Here is a 25984-nt window from a genome sequence, read left to right as displayed (position 1 = left end):
ATTCGCTGGATGCCGGTATTGCATCAGCATCCAGCCTGCATTCCAGTTTACAGTCATGCGGCTAATGAAATTACAGTGTCGGACTGTTAGGACTTACAGGTGACATTGAACGATATTGAACATGGAACTGTTGAACGGCGGTTTTGATCTGTTCGGCACTGGCCTCGCCCAGCCAGGCAGTGAAGGTTTCTTCACCCACGTGTTTCTTGAACGCCTTCATGAATACACCGAGTTCGATGCGGCTCAGCCCCGTCAGGCTGGCCACTACCTCGCCGTTGTAGCGCTGCTTGATCAGCTCGCACTGGTCTTTGGACGCCAGCAGGGCGGCGTACTGCTCGCGGGCGCCGGCAAAGTGATCCAGCGCCAGTTCCAACCAATCCGTTTCATCACTGGCCCAGTCATATTCCGGCAGGTCGCGGTCTTTCATCCACGCCAGGAAGGCCTGGTAGGTGACGCGTTTCTTGTCCTGGCCTCGGCCTCGGTTCGTGCGGTTTTCCAGCTGGTACATGCTGGTATTGAACCGGGGGTTGGAGGCCGCGAACTCAAACATGTCCTCCAGGGTGTCGAAACCCTGGTTGTAGCGCACCGCGTCATAGCCAAGAAATGTCAGTGCCTCATCAAAATCCCGCGTGAAGGTCACCGCGCCCAATACCCGACCATCGATCTTTATCGAGCGCGACAAGCCATCATTGCCGAAGCGCAGGCCATTCATCTGACGAGCCAGAATGATGAACAATTTGCTCAGGTCGTTCCAGGCGTAAAAGCTCTGGGCGTACGCAAAGCATTCGCTGGGTACCGGCATCAAATCGACCTGCAGGCTGCCGCCTTCCTCCAGCGCGATGGCGGTGTGAAAGACTGGCGCGCCAGGGTAGGCCTCCACAAAGGGCCAATCACCCCCCAAAACGCCCTGCAGGCGCTCGACGAGGGGCCTGTGACCTACGCGATCGACAAACTCCTGAGGCAGCAGGATGTCCAGGTCGCCGTAGTCAACTTTCCTGCGGTAGGCCCGAATCAGGTGCGATTGCAGCGCAAAGCCATCGTCCGCGAGCATTTTGTCTAGCGCAGCACAGACGGTCGCCCCGATTGCCCTCGCTCTTGTGCTCTCGACGCGCTTGGCGCCGAAGTCCTTCAATGCATTGCCACCCACAGCTACCTCCGTTTCAAATCTTCAAAGAAGTTCGGCTCTCACGATCAGTGTGGCCAGGTTCTTGGCATCGACCAGCGCATTATGAGCCAAGCCTTCAAATTCAGCGCCCACCCGCTGCAGCGCCTGCGACAGCCCCACATTTTCACTGCTGCGTTTTTTGATACGGTACAGCAAGCCCGCATCAACGGACAGGTGAAACGGGCTGGTGAAGCCATGCTTGCGGCATTCTCGGGCCAGGTAGGCGGCATCATCGCCCCAGGCGACATAAGGACGGCGCGCACCGAAACCCTTGGTGATGGTCGTTATCACATCCTGCAGTGCTCGCCCTTGGCGATCCACCATGCGCTGAGTGATCCCGGTGAGTCCCTCACAGAAGGGTGACACGCGGTCACGCACCGGCTTGACGTAGTAATGCGCCTCGCGATGCGTCTGCCCGGTGGCGAGATCAAGCTCAACCAGGCCGATGGAGATGATCTCTCCCAGCTGGCGCTTGTTCTCCCAGCAACACATTTCCATGTCGAAGCACACGACCTTGGAGAAATTACTACTCATGTCGAAATCCTTGCCGTTAATCCTGCCGCACGGGTTGTCACCTTAGCCCACGTCGGGCTGCACCTGGCAGATCACATTCCGTGAATACGATTGGCTGCCACTACCACCTTGGGCCTGCATCGTAGCACCCATGATATAGGTACGCCCACCCGTGACATATTCATACTTATTTTGGGGTGGAGCCGTCAATGTCACGCCATTGAAGGTGGCTCTTGTTGTACCGGCACCATTCGAAAACCATTCCGAGACTGGGCTGCCATTGATATTGTACCGACAGGCCAGGTACCTCGGTTGGTTCAGAGTGCTACTGGTTTTGCTTTCGGTGGTGCTTGGGCCGGCATCCCGGTAGGCGGCCTGCTTGGGGTTGTATTCACGGGGCTGGATGGTGCGCGTACTGGTCACCGCATTGCAGCTTTGGTACTGCACCGTATCCCCAGCCCTCAGCGCCGATCGGCTAGGGCTGTCCACGCACCCGCTGGACGTGGTCACCACCCAGTTGCCCACGGCGGGTTCTGCGGGCATCCAGGTGTCCTGCAGCGGCGAAGGGGGGATGGGGGCGGTCATGCGGATGACATTGTCACTTACGGCCACCATCGGGAGGCTAGCAGCCACCAGAAAACTCAGTGCAAGGAGTGATCTTTTCATGGAGTAAGCTCAATAATTTCAAAATTAATTCAATATACCGATATGGAATTTCTGGTTCAAATTCAAGTTATGTGGTTTGGATGTATATTGACAATTGCCATAATGGCAATTAAGGTTTCAGTAAATTTCCCGAGGCCATGATCATGAACCCTGTCAGCACTCAGCTGCTCAACACACTTGCCAGTCTCGCAGTCACCAGGGATGAACCCGAGTGGGTTGCGCGTTTTTATGATGCCGCGCACCTGGACATCTTCCACCCGGAGTTGTGGCGAACGGCTGCAGCTTTAGCCTCTGACAGCAGCAAGCCCGAATTGGTGGCGCAGGTTGCAGCCGCACAGCAGGAATTCGAGCAACGTCTGCAGAGTCTGGGCTGGAGCCTGGGCGCTCACCAGTGGAATACGCCTGTGGGCGAGGTGGATCAGGGGGATGAGGGCCTGTTCGTAGACATCCTACTCGGCGAAAACGGTAGCCCGCTGCGCCTAGGGGACAAGCTGTACCTGCACCCCTATCGCTACCGTTCGGCTGAGGAGCTCTTGGCAGCTGCCAGCACCAACGACCCAGACTCGCCTTTCAAATTCCCCGAGCACAGTGTCGCCTGGCACTTCCTCAAGCGGGTCGAAAAGTACGTTGGCGATGAGCTTGAGTCAGGCATCGAGCAGTCCTTCGAGCAGTGGTGGGCCAACGGTGGCGAGACGCTGACCGAGCATGAGTTTGGCTTGCAGGATTTGATGGGCGCCAGCTGGCGTGGCGGTGTGCTGAAGGGTCAGCAAACCCTTGCCAAGACCCAGGCGGAACTTGAACAGGCGCTAAAGCGGATCGAACGCATGGAAAAGGCGCTGCTGAGTGTGCGCCGCACCTCGCAAGACGCCAAATCCGTCACGATCGCCAGCGATGCCCTTCAAGAAGCAGCCCTGATCCCGGTCAACCTCCTGGCTGTGCCCAAGCCTCGCTTCCGGGTGTTCGTGCAAGAGATGAAGGAGAGCCATCGGACGACGCACTGGGTGACCCTGGAGAATGCGTCCAGGGCCTCGGATGCGAAGATCTGGGACAACACGGGGCGTATCACCCCGGTCTATCACGAAAACCCTGAGTATGCCTTAGAATCAGCCCAGAAGTGGGCGGAGTTCTTGGGTGTCGAGGTTGAACAGGAGAGTGGCAATGGTGAATCAAAATGAGCAATAGGCTGACAGCGGGTCAGTTGCGCCGCGAGTTCCTGCTGCGGATCATCCGATTTTCGGTGGATGGCCGGTGGGTCAACTGCAAAGGGGGCCTGCCACTCAATGATGATCTCAAGCGGCTAGTCGCTGAAGGCAAGGTCACTTTGACCCGCCAGGGCGGCCCTGGGCGGACTGAGTTGGCCGTACCTAGGAGTCCTAGATACAGGGGTAATGGCATCAAGCGGGTGACCAAGGCGAGGCCAGCAGACGGGGTGTACATTACCGATCGGCTGGTGTGCCCCTGCTGTGGCGCTATGGCACCCTCCCAGGGCCTGATCAAGCATGCAGACGCCTGCTCGCTGCGGGTCGACCATGTTTACGACAGCCTCTACCCGCGAAAGGGCAGTGGCTGGTGGCATAACAAGCACTGGATGGAAAGGCCGAACAGGGCATAGACCCCGCCTTCATCCTGACCAGGGTTCGTACTCAATACTGCAGGCGGCATACAGCGAGGTTATGCCATCTGCAGCCATCTCCATGAACCTACCCCGTCCCCATTGTCCGTCAGAATCCATGTAAGAAGTGTAGCCGTCGTAGATTTCATAGACCTTGTTCTCCCAACCCCAGGTGACCATCCCTCCGGTTTTGGCCCCGGTTTGCCAGAAGTTACCCCTTCCTCCCGGACTGACGTCGTACCGGCATTCGCCGTGGGAGACAGGCTTGACGACGCGGGGGTCATAACGCTCCTCGGTTGCAAGTTCCCCGACATTCCGGTACTTGTGCGAAACGGTGTTGTATTCCCTCGGCTGGGACGTTCGGGTATAGAGCGGGCTGCAGGTTTTGGTCTGTGTAAATTCGCCCAGCGGAAGATCATTGTCGGTGGGCGTGAAATCACAGTTCAATAGCGCATAGAACTGCCATTCCGACGTGAGGGGATCAGCAGGCACCCAGGCATCCTCGGGGCCTTCGCCCGCTGTAGCCCTGATCGGCGCGCTGATGCGGATGATATTTTCTGCTGACGCTGCCGTAGACACAAGGTTGATCGCCAGCAAGGCCCACGCTACTAATTTCATGCTCGACACTCTCTTTTTGAATACAGTATCAGTGTTCATGGTGCGACCGGAATCATTTCTGCCAGAAAATTGAGCCAGATCAATCCATTGCTTAAGCCTTGGCGGCCACATGACCCAAAAATTCCGGGAATCAATAAATTCGTGAAACCCAATAAACGTTTTAATCTTCTAATATTCGAATGCCCAATAGCCGGATAGTTACACTGAGCCATGCGTGCCGCAAGTACTGACACGCGTGCTGCTGGCGCTCCAGCCTATCAGTGGCATAAACACCCCCGACTCAGTCGCTTACTTTTTCCAGGTTGGCCAGGGGAATGACCTTTTCAAAGGCAGGGCGATCGTCCGTGGCCTCGAATGCAACCATGTATTGGTTGACGCCTGCATCGTATTGCACGGTGCCTTGACGACCTCGCAGCTGCTCCTTGGCACTGCGGATGTAATGCCGCAGGCGATCCTTGGGCACCACGACGGCATCGCCCGTATGAAGCCTGGGCTGCAGCAGCAGGGCTGCCATGTAGGCATTGAGTTCAGCTCTGCCGGCTGAAATGACCGACTCCAGGCTACGGTGGTCGATTGCTTGCATGTGGCCCCTCCAGAGAAATGACAGCGAAGATCAAAAACGCATTGTTTTTTGTGAGCAAAAACCCCGCTTTTGAGCAGGGCTTTCGGGTTGTGCAATATTATCGATAACCGATTGGCGGCTCAAGACATTCTCAAGCAAGGGATCACGACGGTTCCAGTCCCCGACTCTGATTGTGCTCGGACATGCGTCGCTGGCGTTCCGCCGCGAGTTCGGTAGCAATCTCTTTGCGGCAACCCTCCAAGAATTCAGCCCCGTGTGGGCTGCCCAGCCACTGGATCATCATGTTGATCGTGTCGATGTCGTCAGCGGATGCCTGCCACTCGGTGTCCAGGGCTGCCGCCCCCAGCCTGGCATGATCGGGCGCCAAGACCGCATCGACGCAGTTCAGGCCCAGGTTGTACTGCCGATCACGGATGTTGGCCACCGCCCAGGCCGCAACGAACCCTTGCTTGCGATCCGCCAGCTTCCCGACCATGTCTTCGGCGGCGTCTAGGAACGCCTTGCCGTTGTTGGTACCGAGCCAGCGGATTAGGCTTGCGCAGACGCTGGCATCGCGCTGGGTGGTCTCGTGACGGGTCAGGGCCAAGATGTTGCGCAAGATCGAGTTGCGCCCATCCATGTCTTCCGGTTTGTCGTCGGCGTCTTGGAGGGCCTGCCAGCGGCGCATGAACACCACCTCGCCGATGACATCAGGTCGGACAGGACGAATGGGGTCATGCACAAACAGGGGGTCATCTTCAAAGGTGTCGGTCATGGAGACTCCGGGGATCAGGTCAGATTTTGTCACTGAGGAAAACATTCATCTGGGCACGGGACATGGCGCCGATTTTGGTGCCTTCGACAACCCCGTTCTTGAAGACCAGGAAGGTGGGAATGGCCCGTACGCCGTAGTTCTGCGCCAGCTTATCATCCTCGCTGATGTCGATCTTGGCGATGACCAGGTCATCACGTTCGGTAGACATCTGGTCAAGCATGGGGGCGATCATCTTGCAGGGGCCACACCAGGGGGCCCAGAAATCCACCAGGACTGGAACCTTGGACTTCAAAACGACTTCTTCAAAATTTTCTTGGGTGACTTTGATGGTGCGTGACATGGGTGCTGCTCCTTATGAGTGGTGTCAATTTACACGTTAACCAAACAATCTTCCACCCTCAAATCAACACCTTTGATGACCTTCATCGACAGGAGCTATGCAAGGGGAGGTTGGCCAGGAAATGATGGGGGTATGAGGCGTTGAGGATGCTGGAAGGCTGTCATGAAGGCGGCGAACTGGTTTTGGGATCAAAAACCTGTTCTTTGGGGTGGTATGGGGGTATTGATACGTCTACCCATTCTGACTTGGAAATAAAAAGCTGTTTGGGGGCGACTTCACACCTTCAGAAAATCACCTGCATTGTAGGAAGTCAACGGCAAAGGCATTGTAGGAAATCAAAGGCATTGTAGAAAATCCAGGGCATTATAAAATTCTAAGGTTGGACAGGATTGGAGCGATTATAGGACTCCTTCGTCGTCCAAAATAAGGCCGCCTTCGGCGAAGATGAAATATTATAAAAGCAGGAAAAGAAGAAGCTCATTTTTCAGAAAACCCCTGATCGCTGCGCACTCTTTACTAATCATCAGGGGTTGTTGCCGCACTAGTTTGACTCAATGAACGAAATCGGAGCATGTATGCGAATTATATTGCGACCTTTTGGAGTTGGGATAAAATTCAACTGCACCGCCTGATCAAGGTGGAGTCCGTCCTGATCGGTCGCCCTTATGACCACAAATGTGTTGGCGTCTCCAGTGGTCACATAGCTGAGCACTTTGCCCTTCAGGGTGACAAATCCATGTGCTGGTTGTTGAACGACTTCCAGGGTATGGCTATCGCCCAAGTTAGGGTCTGTGACATGCAGCGCGCCAGATCCACCCCGTCTTTCGTACACCTGGAGTTCTGGTGGTGTAATGGCGATAGGCGCCAGGTTGTATTGGTCGACGACCACCGAACCCTGACCCTCAACGGAATAGCCCTCCTGGTCGATTGCAATGAATCGGAACGAATCAGAGCCATAGAAGCCTGGGTCGGGAGTGTAGACAAGACCATTTTCGGTAACGACGATTTTTCCGTGCTCCGCCTCCTGAACAACCTCAAAGGCGTGGCTGTCCCAGGTATTGAGGTCTTCAACAGCTGGAATTATTGGCATACTGGAGGCGCTTTCACGGGTATGAATGCTGACGCTCGTCATGGTTGGCGGATAGTTGTACTTCGCAACTGTGATCTGCGCTTCTCCATCGGCGGTCATGCCAGAGGCATCGGTCACGCGATAAGCGAACCTGTCCGTGCCAGTGTAGCCGATTGCAGGGGTGTACTTGAAGCCACTGGAAAGGACTTCCACCGTGCCTTTGGTGGGCCCACTAATCACGGAGTAGGTTTTTGCCTCCCATGCCTCTTCAATGTCATCAATCGGCGTGACGGAGGTCTGGGAGCTTTCGTTGAGGGTAAAGGAGAGGCGAGTGGTCACGGTCGGGTGCACAACCTTGACGATCGACTGCCCTTGGCTCAACACGACCTGGGTACCCGCACTATCGAAGATACTGGCAGTCCATTCCACAGGGAACTCGCCAGCACGTGCAAACACGCCGGTAAGCTCCAATGGTGTGCGAGATGAAACGCGCAGCTGGTCTGGCACTCGGGTGAACTGAATGAGGCATACCAGCGCTCCTTGCGCTGCGCCTGCCGCCCTTGCCGCTGCCTCATCCGCTGTGATGGAGCAGCTCTCGCCGGACACTTGCTGCATTGTCAGGCTAGCCGTCTCAATTGCCCTGACCACCGACCTCCCTTCGAGTGACTGACGGAATGTGGCTGCGGCTGTTGCTGATTGCACGTCGAGCATGCGTTCGCCGGAGCTCAGCAGGATCTTGCTTCCCTTGGCGGTATAGATCGACAGTGAATAGCCAACTGGTTGCTTGCCGACATTCAGGGCGCGTCCAACCAGTTGCGTCATGGGCAGGCTGCCATCCCCATAGCTTTGCTCCTCCAGCCCTTTCGGCTTAGCCGTCCATTCCAGCAAACAAACAGGTTCCAGGATGGGGTCGGCTGCCCGAGCGACTGCGTCAGAGGTGGTGATCCGGCAGCTGTTGCCAGCCAGGGAACTGACTTTGACCTGAATATCGCTTATCGCCTGCACAGGGCTATCATTGCCGACTTCTAGAGACACCTGGGGCATCCAGGTATTGATGCTGGCGTACACCACAGGGGAGTTTGGTGCTGATGTGGAGATGATCACGCCATTGTTGCCCACAGCCCCATGCTGCTGAGGAACAACGGGGATGGAGATCTTGCCAGCTGTCTGCGTGAAATCCAGTTGCTTGAGTGTCACTGTGGCACCAGGTTTGACGCTGATTCCGTCAATGGTGAGTGGTGTCACCGCATCTGCCCTAAGGGTCGCACTGATACTGTACACACCACTTACAGGTGTGCCATCAGCCAGCTTCAGCTGTTCACTGCTGATCAGGAATGACCCGTCTTTTCGGTCAAATTGCGCCGGCACTGCTGGAATCTTGATTACCCCTTCCACGGCATCAACGATGCCGGTAGTGGCGGGCTTGTACATGAAGGTGGTCGACCCTACTCCCGTGTTTAGCTGACTGTCCTGGGCGGTCACGGTCAGCGTATACACCTCGCCAGAACTCAGGGATGGGAAGAGAATGGGGTATTCCAACCCATAGGTGGTGGCGTCGATTTTACGGTAGGAGAGGGCGATCGATTCATTTGCCGGGCCACCCTTGAGATTCACCGACAGGATCTTGGGGGCTGGATCTTTGTTGTCAGCCACAGTGAAACTGATCTTGTCCAGTGTGTCGATGGAATCTGAGCCATTTTTGCTCACGGTCACAACCGGGCTGGTTCTATCGCTGTCGAATTTGAACAATGGCAGCTTGGACACCGCCCCTAATTTTTCGTCGGCTCCGGCCACCAAGTCATGGACACCCTCGGGCAGCGTTTTGAGATCAAACTCATACTCGAAATACTCACCTACGCTCGAAGTCAGCTTTTTGGTAACGTTAAGTGCCGTACCGCCTTTACCCTCAAGCCAGGCACTCTTGTGACCCAGTCGGTTGTTGTAGTCACCTTGTTTTTGCTGCTGAATTTTGAGCGTAAGAATCTTTGAGGATTCGTTGTAGGTGTAGCCCAGGACAGGGTAGTAGAGATCGTTCCACACGACTTGCGCAGTGGTTCTTGTTGCAACCAGAGCACCGTCCGAGCTTCTAAGTCCGAAAATATCAGCCATGTAACCGGTGGTGCCTTTGGCGAGAATCTTTGAAGTGCTGATTACGCACTGCGTTTCATTTGCTGGAATGGTGCAGGTGCCATAATGGCTTGTGACCTGGGCGAATGGCCTTTTCTCGACTGTATAGCGCACCTGGGTAATTTCCACCGGAAGTTCAGATGGTGTAATTACGCGATTAGGAATCATCCACCCCTTGTCGCTGAAGTAGTACTCAACTTTTTCTATGACCGGTGTTTTTGGCGCTTCATCGGCTAGAACAAGATCATAAGTAATGGTTCCATTGCCAGCCGATGACCCAAAATTGATAAACCGGACGTAGTTTAGTTGCTCTGCCCGATAAGGAAGCGAAGCAACTAGGTATATGTTGCCAGCGTCTTCACCGACCACCTTGTTTTCACCGAGAGTGTTGGTGAAAGATAGCCCGCCCAAGCGATAAGTACTCCAATTACTCTTCGGGATCTTCCAGGCCAGGCGGATAGGGTTGGTTTTCACCGCCATCCCGGCGACATACGGCACAAAGCCTGTCAGCCCTGGTGCGAGCGTAGTGGTTGCGCTTGGGTCATAGACTCCAAATGGTTCGGTTGGGGCGTTACCAATGTCATCGAACATAACCTTTTGGCGGTTGGTGGTGGTCGTGTTTCCAGCCTTGTCCGTCACCAGGAATTCCACACCAAACACTTCATCGAGGTCAGAATTCGGGAAGAAGCCTGTGCGGTATTGAATCGATGCCTTTTTATCCGCCTCCGAGAACAGGACGTTGTATTCCTTGTGCAGCACCCCCGTTTCCCGATAAACCCTGGCAACCACCTTGCTGATGCCAGAGGTATCCGAGAAGTCTTTCAGGACAAAGCTTGAGTATGTCAGGGCGTCTCCCGAGGCAATGCCGAGCTTCCAGACATCGCCGGAAAGCACTGGCCCGCCCCATGTGTAGGGAAGGGGGGCGAATGTGCCTGGTGCAGGGCCCGTGGTGTCGATAACCAATGGCAGCGCCTCGGTCTTGACCACTTCCCCGGTGCTGGCAAGGATGTCCGTTGTCACCTGGTAGCTACCATCCGGCAGCTTAGGGCTGGCGAACTCCTCGGCGTAGTAGTTCTTTCCCTGGTAAGTGATCACATCGCTCGCACCCAGAACCTTCCCACTCTCCTTAGAGAAGGCGGGGGATTGAGACCCTGACGGTGTAACCGCTATGCGCAACTTGCGGTCGATTCCGCCACTGACCATGAAGGTGATGCCGGAGCTTGGGTTGGCTAGTCCCTGCGTCGCGACCACGTCCTTGCGTGCGCCGTCCGCGATACTGACGTAACTGTACTTGACCAGGTCGGCATGTGCAGCCTGGGACATTGCCAGGGAAGCGGCGGCTACAGCAGTGGCCAGCCACGCATTCCGAAATATTGAGCACAGTTTCGTAGCTGCGACTTTCACACTAGAATCCTCTTCAGGGGCCAGTCACAGGAGCAATGTCCGTCGAACTGGCCGTTGTCGGCTCTCAATGAGCCAACCAATGTCTATATTTGAATTATTGCATTGAGGCCTGAAAAAGTACACGGCATCGCAACCAATAAACATACAAAGCGTATGGGTCTGCATGCGCCAAACCTCAACTTATATTCAGCTTTATACGCAAAATTATTGAACGCATTTGAATTTAGTAGTCTTGAAGGTCAGCGCACTTGCCCCCAGGCATCTTGAATTAAATGTTAGGAAACACAGGGTGCGTCAACCATGCTGGATGCTTGGAAATTCAGCGCGAAATGGTAGGGCCGTGGGAGGCACGGCGCCCGAAGCGAGCGCAGATGCTTTAGCGCTTTAGCAGCGTCAAGCATACCTCCGCGAAGCAGAACTGCGTGCCTTCAGGAGGGGGCATCCGCCAGCACTAAATGGGCCTGCCTCAGCGCCCACACAGGTGCTTGATGTAGCCCTCGAAATTAGGGGACAGTGCGTTTGCCTTGGCCACGATCGCAGATGGCAGCTGGTGCACGGTGCTTGCGTGCTTTTCAGCAAATGCGAGGAAGACCGGATCAGGACTCATATCATTTTGAACGTAAATGCAGGCCTAGCACCCCGTATGGCCGGAGGCGAGAAGACACAGGTAGTCGCTGAAATTCTTGGCAATCACCGCCGCATCGCCGTCAGACCCCAAAAAAATGATGGGCTGATCAAGCACATCCGCACCCGCAATCGCCTTCCAGTCTCCGCTATAGTCACCCGCGCTGTCCCGGCCAAAGAACAAGAGTTGCTCGCCCGTGAGCGCCGAGGTGCCCGCCCAGTTTTGAATCCAGGCCTTGGTTTCAGCCGGACGGACGAATTCCTCAAATGGGCGGAAGTCTACACCACCGCCGTCCCGCCAGTGATAGGGCAGTTGGTTGACCCGGCGCAGCAGCGGGGAAAGGGGTTTGTCACCGTGTCCGCAAGCCGAGTAGTTGGGGCAAGGGGCAAGGGGGCTTTGCCCATGATTCAAGGCTCCAGATGGCAAGGATTACCGGCGCATGTCGCCCCGCTCGATGACTGGCTGCGTCCAGTAGAGCAGCCTGGGGAAGGCTGGTCGCCCAAGGTACTTCTCCAGCGAAGGCCGGGTGACACAAAAGCCACCGTGCGAAAGACCATGAACTCCCATGTGATGGCCCATGCTCAGCGACAACCTATGGCTTGCCCCATCGTTGGTAAAGTGGTGATCAAGAATGCGCAACTCGCCTGGGATGCCCAAGTGATCCGCAACAGCCCACCCCCAAGCGGCGGCCTCTGGATCAGAGCATTGCATCGCAGCGCGATACAGTCTTTCGTCCGGGTGCAGATCCATTGCCGCAATCTCGTCCAGCATGCGCTTCTGACCCACCCCAACATCGCCATCCAGATAGCTGCGGAACTGGGCGGGCACCGTGGCGATGTGGCCCGCCTCGTGGAGCAGATCGCTGACGGCGCAAGCGCGTGAATACTCGATACTGCCGTGGGTGATGCGACAGTTCGGCAGGAATCCCTCCACCTGGGCAACCTCGACAGCCTTGATCCCGATCTCATTCAGAAACGCAGCGGTCTTCTGGAGCCAAGGGCAGGGGGTAAGGGTTGCTGGTGTCATGGGAATCTCCTGAATGGTCGGCAAATCGTATCAAACATTGCCTATCGAAGTGGACAGGCAATCTCTTCAAGGCTTCACGGGCACTTGAACTTCCATCAGTGCCCGAAGATCTGCCTTGTACACCTCGACTCGTGGGCCTTCACCCTCCATTGCGTCGATGATACGCAGGCGTCGGGATTGCTCGATACTCCACAGTGCGCCCAGGGTTTTGACGGGGTCGCCCGCACCTGGGGCGTCACCTCCAGGCAGAAGATCATTCAGGCGCTTTGCGATCTTCTCTACTGTGGCCACATCCAGTTTCTTGGTCACTTCAGAGAGGCTCAAGCAACCCAAAATGATCTCATAGGCGGCGCGGATGATGGCCGCCTCAGGACTGCCCGAATCGATGTGAAAGGTTGTTTGGGACATGGCAAGCTCCAGTGCGCAGAAGTGACGGGAGGGATAGTGTATCAGGCGGCGGTCAGCCAACGGTTGGACTCAAAGAGCGTCGCAGGCGCAATAGCCTTGAGATTGAAGCCGTACTGGTGACCGATCTGCCGCGCTGCGGCATGCAGGATCCGGCGCACAGGCTGGGCTTCCACATAGACGCCGTCACACCAGACCTCCAGGCCACTACCGCGACGCACCCGCACTTCCTTGCCCTTGAAATAATCCCGGTATTGGAGGCAGCCGTGCATCTGGTCGATGATCGCTTCTGCGTAGTGGCCGGTGATGTAGATCACACCACCCTCACCATCGTAGGAGAAATCTTCCGGGCCGGAAATGCGCAGTGCTTTTTCGATGTCGCTGTGCGGGGTCTGTTCCATGATGAAATCCTCAGAAGGTCGTAATGGCGATTTAAGCATAAATTGCCAAAATGGCAATGATTATTTCGACCACTGGCCCTGGCTTCGCTGGACGCGACCATGAAACAATTGAAGCATCAGCACGCAGCACCGCAAAACGGGTAAATGCCATGATCAAATTCTCAGACCTGCCCCCTGATATGCAAACGCTCATCAGCGATTTTATTGGCGCCCCGATCGGTGATACGGCTATTCCAGAGCACCTGCCTGTCATTGACGTCAGGCTTGCGGATCTCCCTGTCGTCCCCCTGTGCGAATACGACCGAGGCACCTTGTATGCCAGGCGCATGTCGCCAGATCTCACACCGCCCATCATCGTTGCTGACAACCAGTTTCTGGATGGCAAGCATAGGCGATTTTTGTTCTTGGAGCTTGGGCTAACCAGCGTGCCGGCCATCGATCTAACAGGCATCGCAGATCCGGAAATGGTGAAATTTTGCAGCATGGGTGAAGTAGGCGCCGGCATTTCCTACGTTCCAGAGCACGATCGCCCCGATGCGCCTGATTTCATGGTCTGGGACTATGCAAACAGTGGCTTTGTAACCAAAGACAACGGCTACAGCGCCCACCCCAATGATGCCTGCGAGCTGTCCCACAATCAGATTGCTGAGCGTTACAGCAGTTCCGAGCAGTATTTGATTTTCCCCCACCTGTATTTCGTGGACATCCAGACCAAGCTGCGCATCGAGCGCGGGACACCAGAACTGCTTGCCAGGGGAATTGTGGGATGGGCCTGGCAAATCGACTCACGCAATTCCTTGGGCGGAGAGTGGTATGACTGCGATTCTGCCAAGGACGCTGTCGAGGCGGCGAGGATGTACGTGGGTGATCGCCTGATTGGCGTGCGAGTACCCGAGCCGGAGCTGCTGTTGGCCCTGGACGCTCCCTGCATCACCGATGCGCTGGAGGCAGCCCCGCCACAGGTCGTCAAACGCCAGGCCTTTGAGTCCGTCCTGGGCTTCTGATTGGTTTAGGCTTTGCGCCGCCAGGGACGTATTCGTTAGACTTCACTGAAAGGCACTTGCGAGCGGTGAACATGAGTAGATTGACAACGCTGTTTCCTGAAGACGATGGCGTCACCCACATCAACATCGGGCGTGCCGCTAAAACGCAGCTGGGTCGTGACCTCGACATCTATGCTCATCGGCCTTTTCAACATCCGCAGTATGGTCAGTTCGCCTCGGTGGCCGGCTACTTGGTCTGGTTGACACGACAAGTCGAGTCCATCCGGGAAGTCCATGGATTTGACGCAGTGAACATCGCCAAAGAGCTTCCAGTCGTGAAGCACTTTACGCCCGAGCGATTCCAGGCACAGATCAATGCGGCAACAGCATTGAAAATTGCCGCGCATGCGGATATCGGCCAGGCCCTCTACGCATCAACTCTACCATTGATGCACTACGAGGTGCTCAAGCAGGATGGGCAGACTGCTGTCCAAATGGGCTCGAACGGGCCTCACGCGCTCTTGTTCATCGAAGGACTGCGCCGTGAACAAAACTGTGATGCCGACATGCACAACATCCACAAGACTTCCGAGCGATTTGCCGAAGTTCGCCATCTGACCGATGACTATGATGTCGGTCTTAGGCACTAATTTCTCCTCAGGCGAGCAGGGGGCGTTGCAGCTGGTCAAGTTAAGGCGGCACGCCCATGTGGCCTTGGCGTTCGCCCCCCATCCAGTGCCTCAACCAGCCCCCTGGGAAGTGTCAGCAGGAAGGTTATGCCCCATAGACGGCCCGGCTTGCCTAGTGTCGTGTGGCTTTGGCCTGATGTTGTTCATTTAGCTTAGTGGCAAATTCCGAAGCCTCACAAAACGAGCCAGTCAGATGGCATGGGGCAACACACTCTATTTTGTAGACCCGTTCACTCATGGCTTTCAGGCTGTCAGCCATTTCCGGATTTATTTTTCGAATCATTGCGCAAACAACCGCTATATGGATAGAGGTGTTCTCTATCGAGTTTTCCAGGAGATGCGGAGCAAGATTTAGACCAGTGGTGTATAAATAGTCCTTTTCAAGAATCTTCTGCAGGGCGCCCAGGAGAGACTCATGGTGTTCGTAGGCCTTCATTATTGAAAACCGGTTGTTGGAAAATACACCCATTCTCAACCCCCGGAGTTGAACTACAGCAAAGAAATCTTTTTCAGCAATCGGATGAAAGTAGTAACAACCAAACTCCTCGGGATCAATGAGACTTAAAAATTTGGATTGATTTCCTGCATGCTCCAGTTCAACACCGATGTCTCTACTCATCATTTAACTCCCCGAATGGAGCATTAGTCATATGCCTTCAATTTAATCAAGTTTTGCTATCGGTCACAAGCTGGATATGTTTTACCTTGGGATGACAAGGTATATTTCTTAATGAATGTATTGACAGGATGCCCTCAGATGCTGACCTTAATGGCGGATGTCATCCAACAGGAAGTTTTATGCCATCCCGTACACTCGAAGAAGTTTCCAAGGCGCTTGACCTCTATGGCGCATCGCATGAGCTGCTGAAGTGGCTTCAGAATGAAGGCGTGCTCCAGGTGGCCACCGACGCTCAGATTAGCGACCTTGCCCAGCGCTTTGCGGTGTCGAGCATTTCTGAAGAAGCGAAGAACCGTGTAGAAATGGCGATCGATACGCAATAGCGCATCGTCTCTTCAGCCTGGCTATCCAAGCGGCCCGCGCCGCTTGCACACACTCAGGGCCTTCCGTGCTGGCGCCTGGAAATCTGCAAGCCCCGCATCAGCCTTCAGAATCTGCACGGTTATTTCGATTACGCAGCCCATCGACAAACTCTGGCCACCCCAAGGGTTTCTGGTGATTGACCTGAGCGATGCCCACCACTTTCTGCGCCATCACATGCACAGTGAGCACTGGGTATCCGCCCTCGGCAAAGTCGTTGCTGCTCCCCTGGCGAATGTCCCCCACCACGGCATCTGAATCGAGGTTCAGCGACTTCAGCGCTGTCGCCTGAATGTCGGCAAGGCTTGCATCATCCTTCAGGATGCAGGGTGTCAGCCTGGTCTCACCGTAGATCCTCGCGTACCAGGACTCGTTGTGCTCCCTGACCGTCTGGAGAGCCTTTGGAGCGTCTTTCTGGTAGATGCAGGACGCATGCAGGCTCGTTACGCTTTTGCTGTCGAGAAGCCAGCCCTTTCCGCTTTCAATCATCGTCTGTTCAATGACAGGATTGTTTACCGGGCCATGGGGGACACGGTCTTTAGTCAGGGTGGAGATCCCTGCGGCAAAGCCGAGCATGGTTAAAATGTACAGTAGGATATTCCCTGCAGTGGTTCTCATGAGCAAATCCTGAGGTAGCGTATATTGAAGCAGTCAATATACCCGTAAAGGATTATAAGGCAAGCGCGCACCCGTGGATCGGAATGGTGCGAGGGAGGGTTCATGGGCTTTTGGTTCCAAAAACGCCACCGCCCTTTGTGGCCAGCGCTGTTAAGCGCCCGAGTCACAAACTTCGAGGGCTTGTTGATTGCCATTTTGGTAATCGCAAACTATGATTCAGACATGGATATCAATTCATGGATAAACCGTCATGCCGACCACCTTTCTGAATGGTGTGCGCACCTGGCGACCCTTGACTGGAATTAACGAACCATCAGGAGAACCACTCTTGGAAACCGAACAGCAACCGAGACGGAAACACCGATCGACCATCCGCCGCGTGGCCAAGCAGCTGCGCCAACAGCTGAATGGCAACTCAATGGGGGTCTATTGGTCAGCGAAACGCCTGGCCACCTGGGCAACGGAAGACCTGGAAGCCGTGCGTGATCTCGCCGAGTGCGAGGGGATGATGCGCGATGATGAACTGGTTTGGCACGACGATCCTTGAGAGGTGGCCCTTGCGCCATCCAAACATGCTGGCGAAAACCGTTATGATGGCCGCAACTATTAGGAGCGCGTCGTGATGCCACCCCCTGCAGAGCAGCTAACAACCTCAGAACAACCCCTGGACTTCAGGGGGATGCGAGTCAGTCCTGAAGAGCTCGATGTGGGCGAGGAGGGTGTGCTTGCCATTCTCCCGAATGACCAGGTGGTTGAGCTGCTCGAATGGATGCGTGTCCGAATAGGGAATGGCGGCGCTACGGTAGGTGGTACGAGCAGTGGCGAGGAGTGGGGCTATAGGGTGGTACGCCAAGCGCCAAGCGGACTCTACGCGAGGATGCAGCAGTTTCTTGGGGCGGTTGCACAAGTAAGGGCTGAGCGTATTGCCGCTGGCAAGCGACAGAAACGCTGGGACAGCATCATTCATGTGGTTGGCCATGAGGCCCTGACCTGCCCAGAGATTGCTGCGGAGGTAGTGGAAGATGGCTGGCTTACCCTACTGAGGGACTTCAGGGTATGAGTGCGAAATCCCCTCAACTTTTGAGTATGAACGTAGGGTGCAGAATTTCCCGCAGGCCGCTCGCATCGCAAGCGCGAATGTAGCCATCGTGCTTGAAGAGCTCTGAGCGACGAGCAGCATCCAGTACAGCCTTGATCTTGTTCAATGGGTGTTCCACTCGGCCTGCTGAGCGCTGATAGGCAGAAATACACAAATCAGGATCACCCGCCCAAGCACAGGATGCTTTGCGCTCCAGCATTTCGTCTCTCAGGTGTTCGGCTAGCGTCGATTTCTTGGGCATAGTGCGATCTTCCTATCTTGCTGAACTTGGTTGCTGAACCTCGATGTAAGCATACACCTCAGTTCTCAGATGTGTTCTTGCTTTGTCGAATCGCTGGCCCTGACGAACCGCGAACCAGTGGTTAGGGACACTGATAATATAGGTCTTGGTCGCATCAAGCGTCGGCAAAAAACGCTTCAAGGTCACACGCCCACCCGGCTGCTTCATGGGTGTTATCTGAAACCCCAGATCATCACGTAGCATGTACCAAGCAGCCACTCCGGTCATCCCTTTTTCGCTGTCCCATCCTCGTTGCTTTGCCAAGGACAATACGTCTGCCAGCTCCAGACCTGTTGCAATGTGAATGGCGTAGGGCACACAGTCTGTCATGACACGTTTTTCCTCTAACGTTCGGTGCCCAGGTCGGGGATAGCTTGAATCACCTTAGCTACCTGGCGCTTGGCTTCTTTCAAGTTGTTTGCCGCCCAAACCGGGGTGTAATGCCAGTGCTTGATGATCCGGGTCGGCTCATGCCAGCGCTCGAACCCTTGAATGCTGGCTGTCCAGGGCTGGCCCCTCGGGCGCCGGTTCAGCCTCCCGATGACAATACCATTCATTGATATGGAATAGCCCAGGGTGCCCTTTGTCCATGTCAGATGAGCGCCCGCTTGCTGGCGGATGCGGCGCAGTGCAGCTTCATTCCAACGGCCTTCGGCGGCAATCACTTCACCTGACCGAACGTCTGGCTGTGGTGGGGCTTCATTTGTTACCACGGTGGTGTTCCCCTGTTCGATCCTGGGTGCGAAAACCACCCATTTCTTACTGCTGCCACCCAGAGGACACTGGGCTTGAGCGGTCACTGGAGTTTCCCTGTGCAGTAAGCGGCTAGCTATTAGTGCCTCGGGGTTTAACGGTACCACAGTCCGGCGTAACGAGCAAAATCGCAGATCTCTGTGATTAGTGGAATCATTTTAAGCTCAGAATCGAGAATACCTACAGCGCGGGAGCGGGGCGGTATAGTAGCATCGTATGTGGCATCATTTTGCACTTAGCGCGGAGGATCCCGGCCTACCATGATAAGGTTCAGGGAGTCAGTCAGATCGACTCGCCAAAGCTGCAGGGAGAACGTAGACAGCAGTGTTACCCTTGAAGTCTATTCCAATTTTAAATGCGAATCAGGAGGCAAAAATGAAGCGTGAGGAAATCACTGCAGGCAAGATATACTCGGATGGCGCCAAATCGTTGCGTGAGATTATCAGTATTGAGCCTGATGGCCACGGCAACATGTGCGTCGTTTATGCCCTGCTCAGCGGAAAGCCGAATGGCAAGCCGCTGGATCACGATCAGGAATGCAACCCTATTTTTGGCTGCTACCTCCATTCATTCCAACGCTGGGCAAAGGGAGTCCTTGCACCGAAGGCTGGAGCCACTGAATAGGCGTAGGTGTTTGCGAATAGAAACCGGGAGGTTGGCCGGGGCTAAGCACCCACCAGCCTGTAAGTAGTGCACTTCCTCTTTGATCATATCCCTCTGTGCATCACTCAGCGCGAGCGGTATGTGTCTCCACGCGAAGCCTCTTCAAGCAATCCTACTGAACTGGCCAAGTCTTTGCGCCTTACCTGCTTTACCTGAAGCCTGGGGCAAGGATCTCAAGCAGGCTATCGAGTGTCGCTTTAGCCAAAAATTGGCTTGACTTGCAGATGTTGGCTTCCATAGCATGAGCTCAATTTTTGCTGGAGAGCCCCATGCAACCCCTGAGCCTTGCTGAAGCGTTGGCGTCTGCCATCCATGAACTTAAAGACCCCGCAACCAAAGCTGTGAAAAAAGCCATTCCGGAAAATATTTATCTGGGCATCAGAAACAAGAGTCCGGATTTCATCCTGGCTCCCAGTGATTTTTCCGAATACCTCGCCCTGGTTTGCTCATTGCTGAATTACTCTGCCAGCCCGTCACCCAGCCCGTTCAATGATCTCGTGGTTGCAACCGACATCCTGGCGAACCCGAAAGCCCAGAAATCGATAGCGTCACTGCTCAGCTCCAGCGGAACCCACGTGATCAAGCTACTTGACCCAGGCTTGCCGGGTCGATTCGTCGATGTGTTACCCAAGTCGCAAGACAACAGTCACGGCTTGAGCTCTGACACGCTAGAGGCTCCAATTGTACTGAACATGAGCGGTGCTGCCGACCTCGCGTTCAGCCCTTTTTGGCTGGCGACCTTCAAAATGCCGTGGGGTGAGGTTACTGATCACTTGAGCGTGCTGATGACCAGCAGGGGCTCTCAAGCCCACCACTGGTTTATGGATGCCCTTGCCAGGCTCGGGGCACAGGCGTTCGCCGGCAGCCTCAATCAGGCCGCTGCACTGGCTTCACAGTCATTCACTGATGATGTCATTGGCAAGCTTGTGCGCTTCCCCCTGTCACCTGATGCCGCCGCGACTGACAATTACATGACTTTGTCACCCGTGCCGTCCGCCTCGATGGTGGTTGAATTCAATAAGCGTTACTTCAACGCCGTGGCTGAACGCAAGGCCATTCCGAAGGCCGAGCTACAAAACCATGTCTTTGGCTATCCCGTGACTGCAAACGTCAGTGTTGGTGGCGCCAATCCACAAAACTGTGGCAGCACGGCAAGTATGGTTAATGGCAAGGTCAAAGCCTTCCTTGCCCATATCCCAAGCCAGTCTGTGGTTGATGGTCGAACAAATGGCCGTCTGATTGCCAAGCTGCAGTCTGGGCGCGGGTCGCTCCTCGTGATCGATAAGGCGGCGGTGAAGTTTCTGCTGAAAACACACCCCACTTCAGCACTTCGCCAGAACTGGCAAAGCAATCTGCCCGACGTGGTCGCCGATATCCTTGGGGGGCTGATCAGCCTTCGGGAAAATGGGCTGCCGACTGAAGTCGTAGAACCTCGCTTCAGTTTCGCTATTGAGCGCGACTTCGTCATGAAAACCTTGGCCGGCGATAAACAGGAGCGCTCTTTGACTCCAAACGATCTGCACCTGCTTGGGCTGCATGTCCGTGACCAGGTTCAGCACCAGATTGTAAAGCGCACGCAGGGGCTGGGGCTCGATTATGACCGCCAGGAAACACTCTACGCCGTTGTGATTGACCTTCTACGATAAAGGACACCCCATGCATACTTTGGTAATACCCTTTGCGGCGCACAACGTTAATCTTCGACCGTCCTTGCATGTCGTAGGCACTCCAGCCGCGACGGCAATCTCGGGGTTTGGCCATGTTGTGCTCCGACTGATAGCCGAAATTACCGGACAGTCCTTTTCAGACAGGGGTTCGGCCCTGGTCATTAAAAGTTACGACATGCTCCCAGGTCGCTCCAAGGCTCGGCTGGCAATGAAAGATGATGCTGGCAAGGCAAGGGCGGGCACAGAAGCGGGCATGTTCGATGAGCGGCTTGGGATCATCACGGGATCCTTTGTGATCCGCTTTGAGGCATCCTCAGGCGCGCTCTTTCAGCTGGAAGAGCATCTGATCGAGGTGAAAGATGCTCTGCACACCCTGGGTTTCTCAGGGGGTGTTTTGCAGGTTACTGATAAATTGAAGATCAGTGCCAACGATGACAGTGGGTTGATCGCTTTCAAGCAGCTCCCTGGTCATCACCGTGTGTTGGTCGATCGCACTGAAATGCTCACCACGTATGCCGAGGCGATGGGGGTTGATCACCTCGACGCCCTTGCCCAGCTGCTTATCCTGTCCCAAGAGCAGCGGAAAGCCTGGGGGCAGAGCCAAGGCGCAAAAACATCCCTGGGTGAGAAGGTTGTTCAGGAGGCCGAAGCATCGGAAGACGAAATCCCCTACTTGGGCCGTCTCGTCCCCATGAGCATTGGTTATCGGGCCATCGAACTGGCGCGGCTCCGAAACACTGGCATGCCCTACCCGCATGTCTACGCAGAGCCTGTGACAGGCCTTGCGCGCCTTCAAGCACTTTCCAGCTACATCCGCTCCGAGGAAGGCATTTCTGCTTTCTGGGCACATTCGCACAATGACAGAGCCTACATTTCTAAAGGAGAAATCTAATGGCCAAGCTGACTCTTCCATCCCTGCTTTCCTACCGTGGTTCGATCAAACCGGGCGCAGCGTTTTATTTCGCTGAGCTTGAGAATGGCAGCCGTGTGCCGGTTGAAGTGACCCAGGCAACGGTCAAGGGCACGATGGCCAGTTACAAGGAGGTAAAAGGCGCAAAGAACCCGGCAGAGATGGAGAAGAGCTCGGGGCGCTCGAACCTTCAAACGATCGACCAGGCCGTGCTGCCGGTCTCGACCAAAAAGTTCCTGATGGAGTTCGTGGTCAACGTTACTCCTGGCTCGGTCAAACCCGAAAGCTGCAACAACCAGTTGGTTGCGCTGGCGCTGAACGCATTTGTGGCGCGCTACCATGCCCTTGGTGGTTTCAAGGAGCTGGCTCAACGTTACCTGCGCAATATCTTCAACGGCGCATGGCTGTGGCGCAACGGCTCGTTGTTCGAAACCGGGGTGATCGAGGTCAAGGCCATGATTGACGGCGCAGAGCAAACCTTCTCTGCTGCCATCACCCCACGGCTTGACTCTCAATTGGCATTGCCGGCTGCCCTTGTCGAGCTGGTGGCCAGCGCACTGGCAGGCGACAGAAGGGTCGCCATCCTTCGCGTGAGCGCTGCACTTGATGCCTATCCTGGCCAGGAGGTCTACCCGAGTCAGGAATTCGCCAATGAGTCGACCGACGTTTCCCGCGTGTTTGCCAGCGTGAGGGGCAAGGATGGTGTGCGCCAGGCGTTCATGCACCCGCAGAAGGTCGGCAACGCCCTGCGCCGAATTGACGACTGGTACGAACCACTGCCTGGCTTTGATGTGAAGCCATTGGCTGTTGAGCCGCTGGGCGTCGACGCCTCCAACCAGGTGGCTCACCGCGCCACTAACGGCGAAGACTTCTACACCCTGGTTGAAAAGCGTCTTGACGACCTGCAGTTGAGCCTGAATGCCGCCGAATCGGCAGATCAGCTTACTCCGGAGCATCACTACATCGTCGCTGTGCTGGTTCGTGGTGGCGTGTTTAGTGGCGAGAAAAAATCCAAGTAAGCGTGCTTAATGGTGAAGGGGAGACCCTTCACCTAGCCTGGAGGAATTATGACAATTCGATACTACCTGGACATTCAACTCAATGCTCAGCATGACATGGATGTGAAGACCAAGACACAAGTCTTCAGCAACATCCACCGCCTGCTCAAACACCATGGCATCAAGGATCTCGCCCTGGGCTTCCCATCCTTTGGCAAAGTCAATGCGGTCGGACTACCTGGGCTTGGCGAGCATCTTCGCCTGGTGTCGAAGAATCAGGACAGCTTGAACCTGATCAAGAACAACGTCACGCACCGCACCCTGCATGACATCGGCATCGTCAAATTCGGCGTTGTAGCCCAGGTGCCAGATGATGCCAATGAGGTGCGCTTCTATCGCGACCAGTCACCTGGGCGCGTTAAAAAGGGCATCAAGCGTCGGGGAGAGCCGTCGCCAGGCAAGCACTACGATGGCATTGACCGAGAATCGGCAAGCCTACTGATCCAGCGCACCGATGGCTCCAAGTACCCCATCTTCATCGGTCTGCTATCCGCAGCTGAGCGGGTTGATGGTGCTTTCAGCACCTATGGACTGAGCACGAAGTCTGGCCCGACATTCCCAGAATTTTGACCACGCTGAAGCTGGGATTCAAAGCCTGTTGAGCAGGCTTTTGATCCGTAGCGCCTGAAAGGCACCTAGGTAACGGGAAATGGCTACGCTCTTTAAAAATTTCAGCAATACCGAAAACTGGATTCAATGGTATACTTTTCGAAGGTTTTTCGACTCAAATGGGCTTTGCGCCCTTTCTCGCCAGGGCTTTGGAAAATAAATGTTCTACTTCACTGCCGCATGGGCAGCTTAGAAACGGAGCCGATTTTGAGCGCCTACGGGCGCTTTCTTCACTGCCGCATGGGCAGCTTAGAAATGGTGCGTAAGCGCCGGGGCTTTTTGCTTTTGCTTCACTGCCGCATGGGCAGCTTAGAAACCACCCCCCTTCCCCTCTTCGTGGTTGAAAAACTTCACTGCCGCATGGGCAGCTTAGAAACTCCCATCCACTTCTTGGCGTTGAGCTGCAGGGCTTCACTGCCGCATGGGCAGCTTAGAAATGCTCCTCCCGCGCAACAAACCAGTCCAGCGCCTTCACTGCCGCATGGGCAGCTTAGAAAAGAGCAAGCGCAAACCACCGGTTTCGCTGTCTCTTCACTGCCGCATGGGCAGCTTAGAAAACCCAAACGCTGGAGGCCTAGCGCTACGTGTGCTTCACTGCCGCATGGGCAGCTTAGAAACGTCTAGGATCGAGCGCCAATCTTTCTGAATTCTTCACTGCCGCATGGGCAGCTTAGAAAGAGCAGGAGCGCGACCAGGCCGACCTGCTGGGCTTCACTGCCGCATGGGCAGCTTAGAAACCTCCTGCGCCCTTCCAGCCGCCTGTGCACGTCTTCACTGCCGCATGGGCAGCTTAGAAATGCAGGGCATCGCGTTGCTCGACTGCACGCCCCTTCACTGCCGCATGGGCAGCTTAGAAACTGGCAAAATAGTGCGGGTTCACCTCAAACTCCTTCACTGCCGCATGGGCAGCTTAGAAAAGTAGTCCCGGTTGGTCTCGGCCTGGGACTTTCTTCACTGCCGCATGGGCAGCTTAGAAAAAGGAGGCCGCCAGCGAACGAACCTCAGTGAGCTTCACTGCCGCATGGGCAGCTTAGAAAGAGCAGTACCATCACTGATACCAACCCGAAACCTTCACTGCCGCATGGGCAGCTTAGAAATTCAATTCCGCCCCCAGCTGATGCCTCCAGGACTTCACTGCCGCATGGGCAGCTTAGAAATCGAGACATGCATCCAGGCGGGTTGGGGAGTGCTTCACTGCCGCATGGGCAGCTTAGAAAAGTATCCGTCTCGACCGCTCTATCGCGCTGGCCTTCACAGCCGCATGGGCAGCTTAGAAACATTCATCGAGAAGCACGGCGATGAGTACCAGCTTCACTGCCGCATGGGCAGCTTAGAAACGCTGGCGACTCCCACAGGTGCTTGTCTTTTGCTTCACTGCCGCATGGGCAGCTTAGAAATGGCAAAACGGGTGCGGTCTGGGGTCGTAACGCTTCACTGCCGCATGGGCAGCTTAGAAATGTATATCAGCTGTAAGCCTTATGTATAGAGGCTTCACTGCCGCATGGGCAGCTTAGAAATTAGCTACGTCATCCATGGTGCACTTGGTGACCTTCACTGCCGCATGGGCAGCTTAGAAAACATTGAGCGGGCTTTGTCGTATCTGCAGATACTTCACTGCCGCATGGGCAGCTTAGAAAACTTCCAAAAATCTGACTCTGGCTTGTAGTTGCTTCACTGCCGCATGGGCAGCTTAGAAAACCTGCTGCCTGTCGAGCCCGGAGGCCTTCAACTTCACTGCCGCATGGGCAGCTTAGAAAACCCGCGTACAGTCACAGCCTAGAAAAAACGGCTTCACTGCCGCATGGGCAGCTTAGAAACACGAACTCTGGTTCATATCGCCTGATGTGGACTTCACTGCCGCATGGGCAGCTTAGAAAACGCAGGGTCGAGCCTGGGCCGAGGGTAGGGGGCTTCACTGCCGCATGGGCAGCTTAGAAACCCGAGCGGTCGCGCTCGATCCTCGGGGCAGGCTTCACTGCCGCATGGGCAGCTTAGAAATCCTACGCACCGGCAAGGGCTAACAGCCCTGGCTTCACTGCCGCATGGGCAGCTTAGAAATGCATCGAGCGCGGATGTTGATGCTTGGTGAGCTTCACTGCCGCATGGGCAGCTTAGAAACTGGACTTCGCCTGTGGCGTTGTTGATCAAGACTTCACTGCCGCATGGGCAGCTTAGAAATGGCTGAGCACCCCCGCTCGCATCATCAGGGCCTTCACTGCCGCATGGGCAGCTTAGAAAAGGCCACGTTGTCTTTGGCCCACTGATCTACGTCTTCACTACCGCATGGGCAGCTTAGAAATGGCTGATC

The 25984-nt window shown here is 55.3% G+C and carries 28 protein-coding genes and 1 CRISPR repeat array (1 of these 29 running past the window's edge); of the genes, 11 read left to right on the top strand and 17 right to left on the bottom strand.

Translation table 11 applies throughout. From position 1 onward, the window contains the following. Positions 1-70: 70 nt before the first annotated feature. The 3 genes from ACLCGK_RS02150 to ACLCGK_RS02140 all read right to left on the bottom strand — a co-directional run bounded on the left by ACLCGK_RS02150 (position 71) and on the right by ACLCGK_RS02140 (position 2344). Positions 71-1051 carry a hypothetical protein gene (locus tag ACLCGK_RS02150; protein WP_410951118.1) on the bottom strand — a complete coding sequence of 327 codons (981 nt, stop codon included), beginning with the start codon at positions 1049-1051 and terminating at the stop codon, positions 71-73. A 117-nt stretch (positions 1052-1168) separates the two neighbouring features. Further along, a complete protein-coding gene (locus ACLCGK_RS02145) occupies positions 1169-1699 on the bottom strand; it encodes an exonuclease domain-containing protein (RefSeq protein ID WP_410951117.1) in 531 nt (176 codons plus the stop codon). 42 nt (positions 1700-1741) lie between these two features. Further along, the gene (locus ACLCGK_RS02140; RefSeq protein WP_410951116.1) at positions 1742-2344 is read right to left on the bottom strand and encodes a hypothetical protein; all 603 of its coding nucleotides are present in this window, start codon (positions 2342-2344) and stop codon (positions 1742-1744) included. A 143-nt stretch (positions 2345-2487) separates the two neighbouring features. On the opposite strand from ACLCGK_RS02140, the gene ACLCGK_RS02135 reads away from it, so the two are divergent. After that, on the top strand, positions 2488-3519 hold the full coding sequence (locus ACLCGK_RS02135; RefSeq protein WP_410951115.1) for a hypothetical protein: 1032 nt from the start codon (positions 2488-2490) through the stop codon (positions 3517-3519). 446 nt (positions 3520-3965) lie between these two features. On the opposite strand, the gene ACLCGK_RS02130 is transcribed toward ACLCGK_RS02135, so the two are convergent. The 9 genes from ACLCGK_RS02130 to ACLCGK_RS02090 all read right to left on the bottom strand — a co-directional run bounded on the left by ACLCGK_RS02130 (position 3966) and on the right by ACLCGK_RS02090 (position 13308). Beyond that, positions 3966-4613, bottom strand: coding sequence for a hypothetical protein (locus ACLCGK_RS02130; protein WP_410951114.1), 648 nt, complete (start codon positions 4611-4613; stop codon positions 3966-3968). Between the two features lie 241 nt (positions 4614-4854). Further along, positions 4855-5157, bottom strand: a complete 303-nt coding sequence (locus ACLCGK_RS02125; protein ID WP_410951113.1) for a hypothetical protein — start codon at positions 5155-5157, stop codon at positions 4855-4857. A 142-nt stretch (positions 5158-5299) separates the two neighbouring features. Beyond that, positions 5300-5911 carry a hypothetical protein gene (locus ACLCGK_RS02120; RefSeq protein ID WP_410951112.1) on the bottom strand — a complete coding sequence of 204 codons (612 nt, stop codon included), beginning with the start codon at positions 5909-5911 and terminating at the stop codon, positions 5300-5302. Positions 5912-5930: 19 nt separating this feature from the next. Continuing rightward, positions 5931-6251 carry a thioredoxin gene (gene trxA / locus ACLCGK_RS02115; protein WP_410951111.1) on the bottom strand — a complete coding sequence of 107 codons (321 nt, stop codon included), beginning with the start codon at positions 6249-6251 and terminating at the stop codon, positions 5931-5933. 541 nt (positions 6252-6792) lie between these two features. Next, on the bottom strand, positions 6793-10851 hold the full coding sequence (locus tag ACLCGK_RS02110) for a DUF4165 domain-containing protein (protein ID WP_410951110.1): 4059 nt from the start codon (positions 10849-10851) through the stop codon (positions 6793-6795). A gap of 631 nt (positions 10852-11482) precedes the next feature. Then, positions 11483-11902 carry a hypothetical protein gene (locus ACLCGK_RS02105; protein WP_410951109.1) on the bottom strand — a complete coding sequence of 140 codons (420 nt, stop codon included), beginning with the start codon at positions 11900-11902 and terminating at the stop codon, positions 11483-11485. 3 nt (positions 11903-11905) lie between these two features. Beyond that, positions 11906-12502 (bottom strand): hypothetical protein, encoded by a 597-nt coding sequence (locus tag ACLCGK_RS02100; protein ID WP_410951108.1) that lies wholly within the window; start codon positions 12500-12502, stop codon positions 11906-11908. Positions 12503-12568: 66 nt separating this feature from the next. Next, the gene (locus ACLCGK_RS02095; RefSeq protein WP_410951107.1) at positions 12569-12910 is read right to left on the bottom strand and encodes a hypothetical protein; all 342 of its coding nucleotides are present in this window, start codon (positions 12908-12910) and stop codon (positions 12569-12571) included. Between the two features lie 41 nt (positions 12911-12951). Further along, positions 12952-13308, bottom strand: coding sequence for a hypothetical protein (locus ACLCGK_RS02090; protein ID WP_410951106.1), 357 nt, complete (start codon positions 13306-13308; stop codon positions 12952-12954). Positions 13309-13358: 50 nt separating this feature from the next. On the opposite strand from ACLCGK_RS02090, the gene ACLCGK_RS02085 reads away from it, so the two are divergent. After that, entirely contained in the window at positions 13359-14312 is a 954-nt protein-coding gene (locus ACLCGK_RS02085; RefSeq protein WP_410951105.1) for a hypothetical protein, read from the top strand. 71 nt (positions 14313-14383) lie between these two features. Continuing rightward, positions 14384-14941: a hypothetical protein gene (locus tag ACLCGK_RS02080; protein WP_410951104.1), complete on the top strand. Its 558-nt coding sequence runs from the start codon at positions 14384-14386 to the stop codon at positions 14939-14941. 151 nt (positions 14942-15092) lie between these two features. Here the strand turns inward: ACLCGK_RS02080 and ACLCGK_RS02075 are convergent, their stop codons facing one another. Continuing rightward, on the bottom strand, positions 15093-15599 hold the full coding sequence (locus tag ACLCGK_RS02075; RefSeq protein ID WP_410951103.1) for a hypothetical protein: 507 nt from the start codon (positions 15597-15599) through the stop codon (positions 15093-15095). Between the two features lie 179 nt (positions 15600-15778). Here ACLCGK_RS02075 and ACLCGK_RS02070 point away from each other — a divergent pair, with 179 nt between their 5' ends. Then, on the top strand, positions 15779-15982 hold the full coding sequence (locus ACLCGK_RS02070) for a hypothetical protein (protein ID WP_410951102.1): 204 nt from the start codon (positions 15779-15781) through the stop codon (positions 15980-15982). Between the two features lie 97 nt (positions 15983-16079). Here ACLCGK_RS02070 and ACLCGK_RS02065 read toward each other — a convergent pair whose 3' ends face one another. After that, the gene (locus tag ACLCGK_RS02065) at positions 16080-16637 is read right to left on the bottom strand and encodes a hypothetical protein (protein WP_410951101.1); all 558 of its coding nucleotides are present in this window, start codon (positions 16635-16637) and stop codon (positions 16080-16082) included. A gap of 328 nt (positions 16638-16965) precedes the next feature. Here ACLCGK_RS02065 and ACLCGK_RS02060 point away from each other — a divergent pair, with 328 nt between their 5' ends. Next, positions 16966-17184 carry a hypothetical protein gene (locus ACLCGK_RS02060; RefSeq protein ID WP_410951100.1) on the top strand — a complete coding sequence of 73 codons (219 nt, stop codon included), beginning with the start codon at positions 16966-16968 and terminating at the stop codon, positions 17182-17184. A 72-nt stretch (positions 17185-17256) separates the two neighbouring features. Further along, a complete protein-coding gene (locus tag ACLCGK_RS02055; protein WP_410951099.1) occupies positions 17257-17697 on the top strand; it encodes a hypothetical protein in 441 nt (146 codons plus the stop codon). 13 nt (positions 17698-17710) lie between these two features. Here the strand turns inward: ACLCGK_RS02055 and ACLCGK_RS02050 are convergent, their stop codons facing one another. The 3 genes from ACLCGK_RS02050 to ACLCGK_RS02040 are packed head-to-tail and all read right to left on the bottom strand — an operon-like array spanning position 17711 to position 18816. Next, positions 17711-17977: a hypothetical protein gene (locus tag ACLCGK_RS02050; RefSeq protein ID WP_410951098.1), complete on the bottom strand. Its 267-nt coding sequence runs from the start codon at positions 17975-17977 to the stop codon at positions 17711-17713. Between the two features lie 12 nt (positions 17978-17989). Then, complete coding sequence (locus ACLCGK_RS02045; RefSeq protein ID WP_410951097.1) at positions 17990-18346, bottom strand: hypothetical protein; 357 nt, start codon at positions 18344-18346, stop codon at positions 17990-17992. Between the two features lie 14 nt (positions 18347-18360). Beyond that, entirely contained in the window at positions 18361-18816 is a 456-nt protein-coding gene (locus tag ACLCGK_RS02040; protein WP_410951096.1) for a hypothetical protein, read from the bottom strand. A gap of 328 nt (positions 18817-19144) precedes the next feature. Here ACLCGK_RS02040 and ACLCGK_RS02035 point away from each other — a divergent pair, with 328 nt between their 5' ends. The 5 genes from ACLCGK_RS02035 (at position 19145) to cas6f (ending at position 23637) form a co-directional block, all read left to right on the top strand. After that, positions 19145-19393, top strand: coding sequence for a hypothetical protein (locus tag ACLCGK_RS02035; RefSeq protein ID WP_410951095.1), 249 nt, complete (start codon positions 19145-19147; stop codon positions 19391-19393). A gap of 308 nt (positions 19394-19701) precedes the next feature. Continuing rightward, entirely contained in the window at positions 19702-21078 is a 1377-nt protein-coding gene (locus tag ACLCGK_RS02030) for a type I-F CRISPR-associated protein Csy1 (protein ID WP_410951094.1), read from the top strand. 10 nt (positions 21079-21088) lie between these two features. Beyond that, positions 21089-21991: a type I-F CRISPR-associated protein Csy2 gene (locus tag ACLCGK_RS02025; RefSeq protein WP_410951093.1), complete on the top strand. Its 903-nt coding sequence runs from the start codon at positions 21089-21091 to the stop codon at positions 21989-21991. Continuing rightward, the gene (gene csy3 / locus ACLCGK_RS02020; protein ID WP_410951092.1) at positions 21991-23028 is read left to right on the top strand and encodes a type I-F CRISPR-associated protein Csy3; all 1038 of its coding nucleotides are present in this window, start codon (positions 21991-21993) and stop codon (positions 23026-23028) included. Before ACLCGK_RS02025 ends, csy3 begins: the two co-directional genes overlap by 1 nt. A gap of 48 nt (positions 23029-23076) precedes the next feature. After that, complete coding sequence (cas6f, locus tag ACLCGK_RS02015; RefSeq protein ID WP_410951091.1) at positions 23077-23637, top strand: type I-F CRISPR-associated endoribonuclease Cas6/Csy4; 561 nt, start codon at positions 23077-23079, stop codon at positions 23635-23637. 207 nt (positions 23638-23844) lie between these two features. After that, a CRISPR array of direct repeats spans positions 23845-25984; the repeat unit is 28 nt; unit sequence CTTCACTGCCGCATGGGCAGCTTAGAAA (it continues 290 nt past the right edge of the window).

This window comes from Pseudomonas sp. S1(2024) (assembly GCF_046557535.1).
The sequence above is the reverse complement of the archived record's forward strand: the minus strand, read 5'-3'. Positions and strand labels throughout refer to the sequence as shown.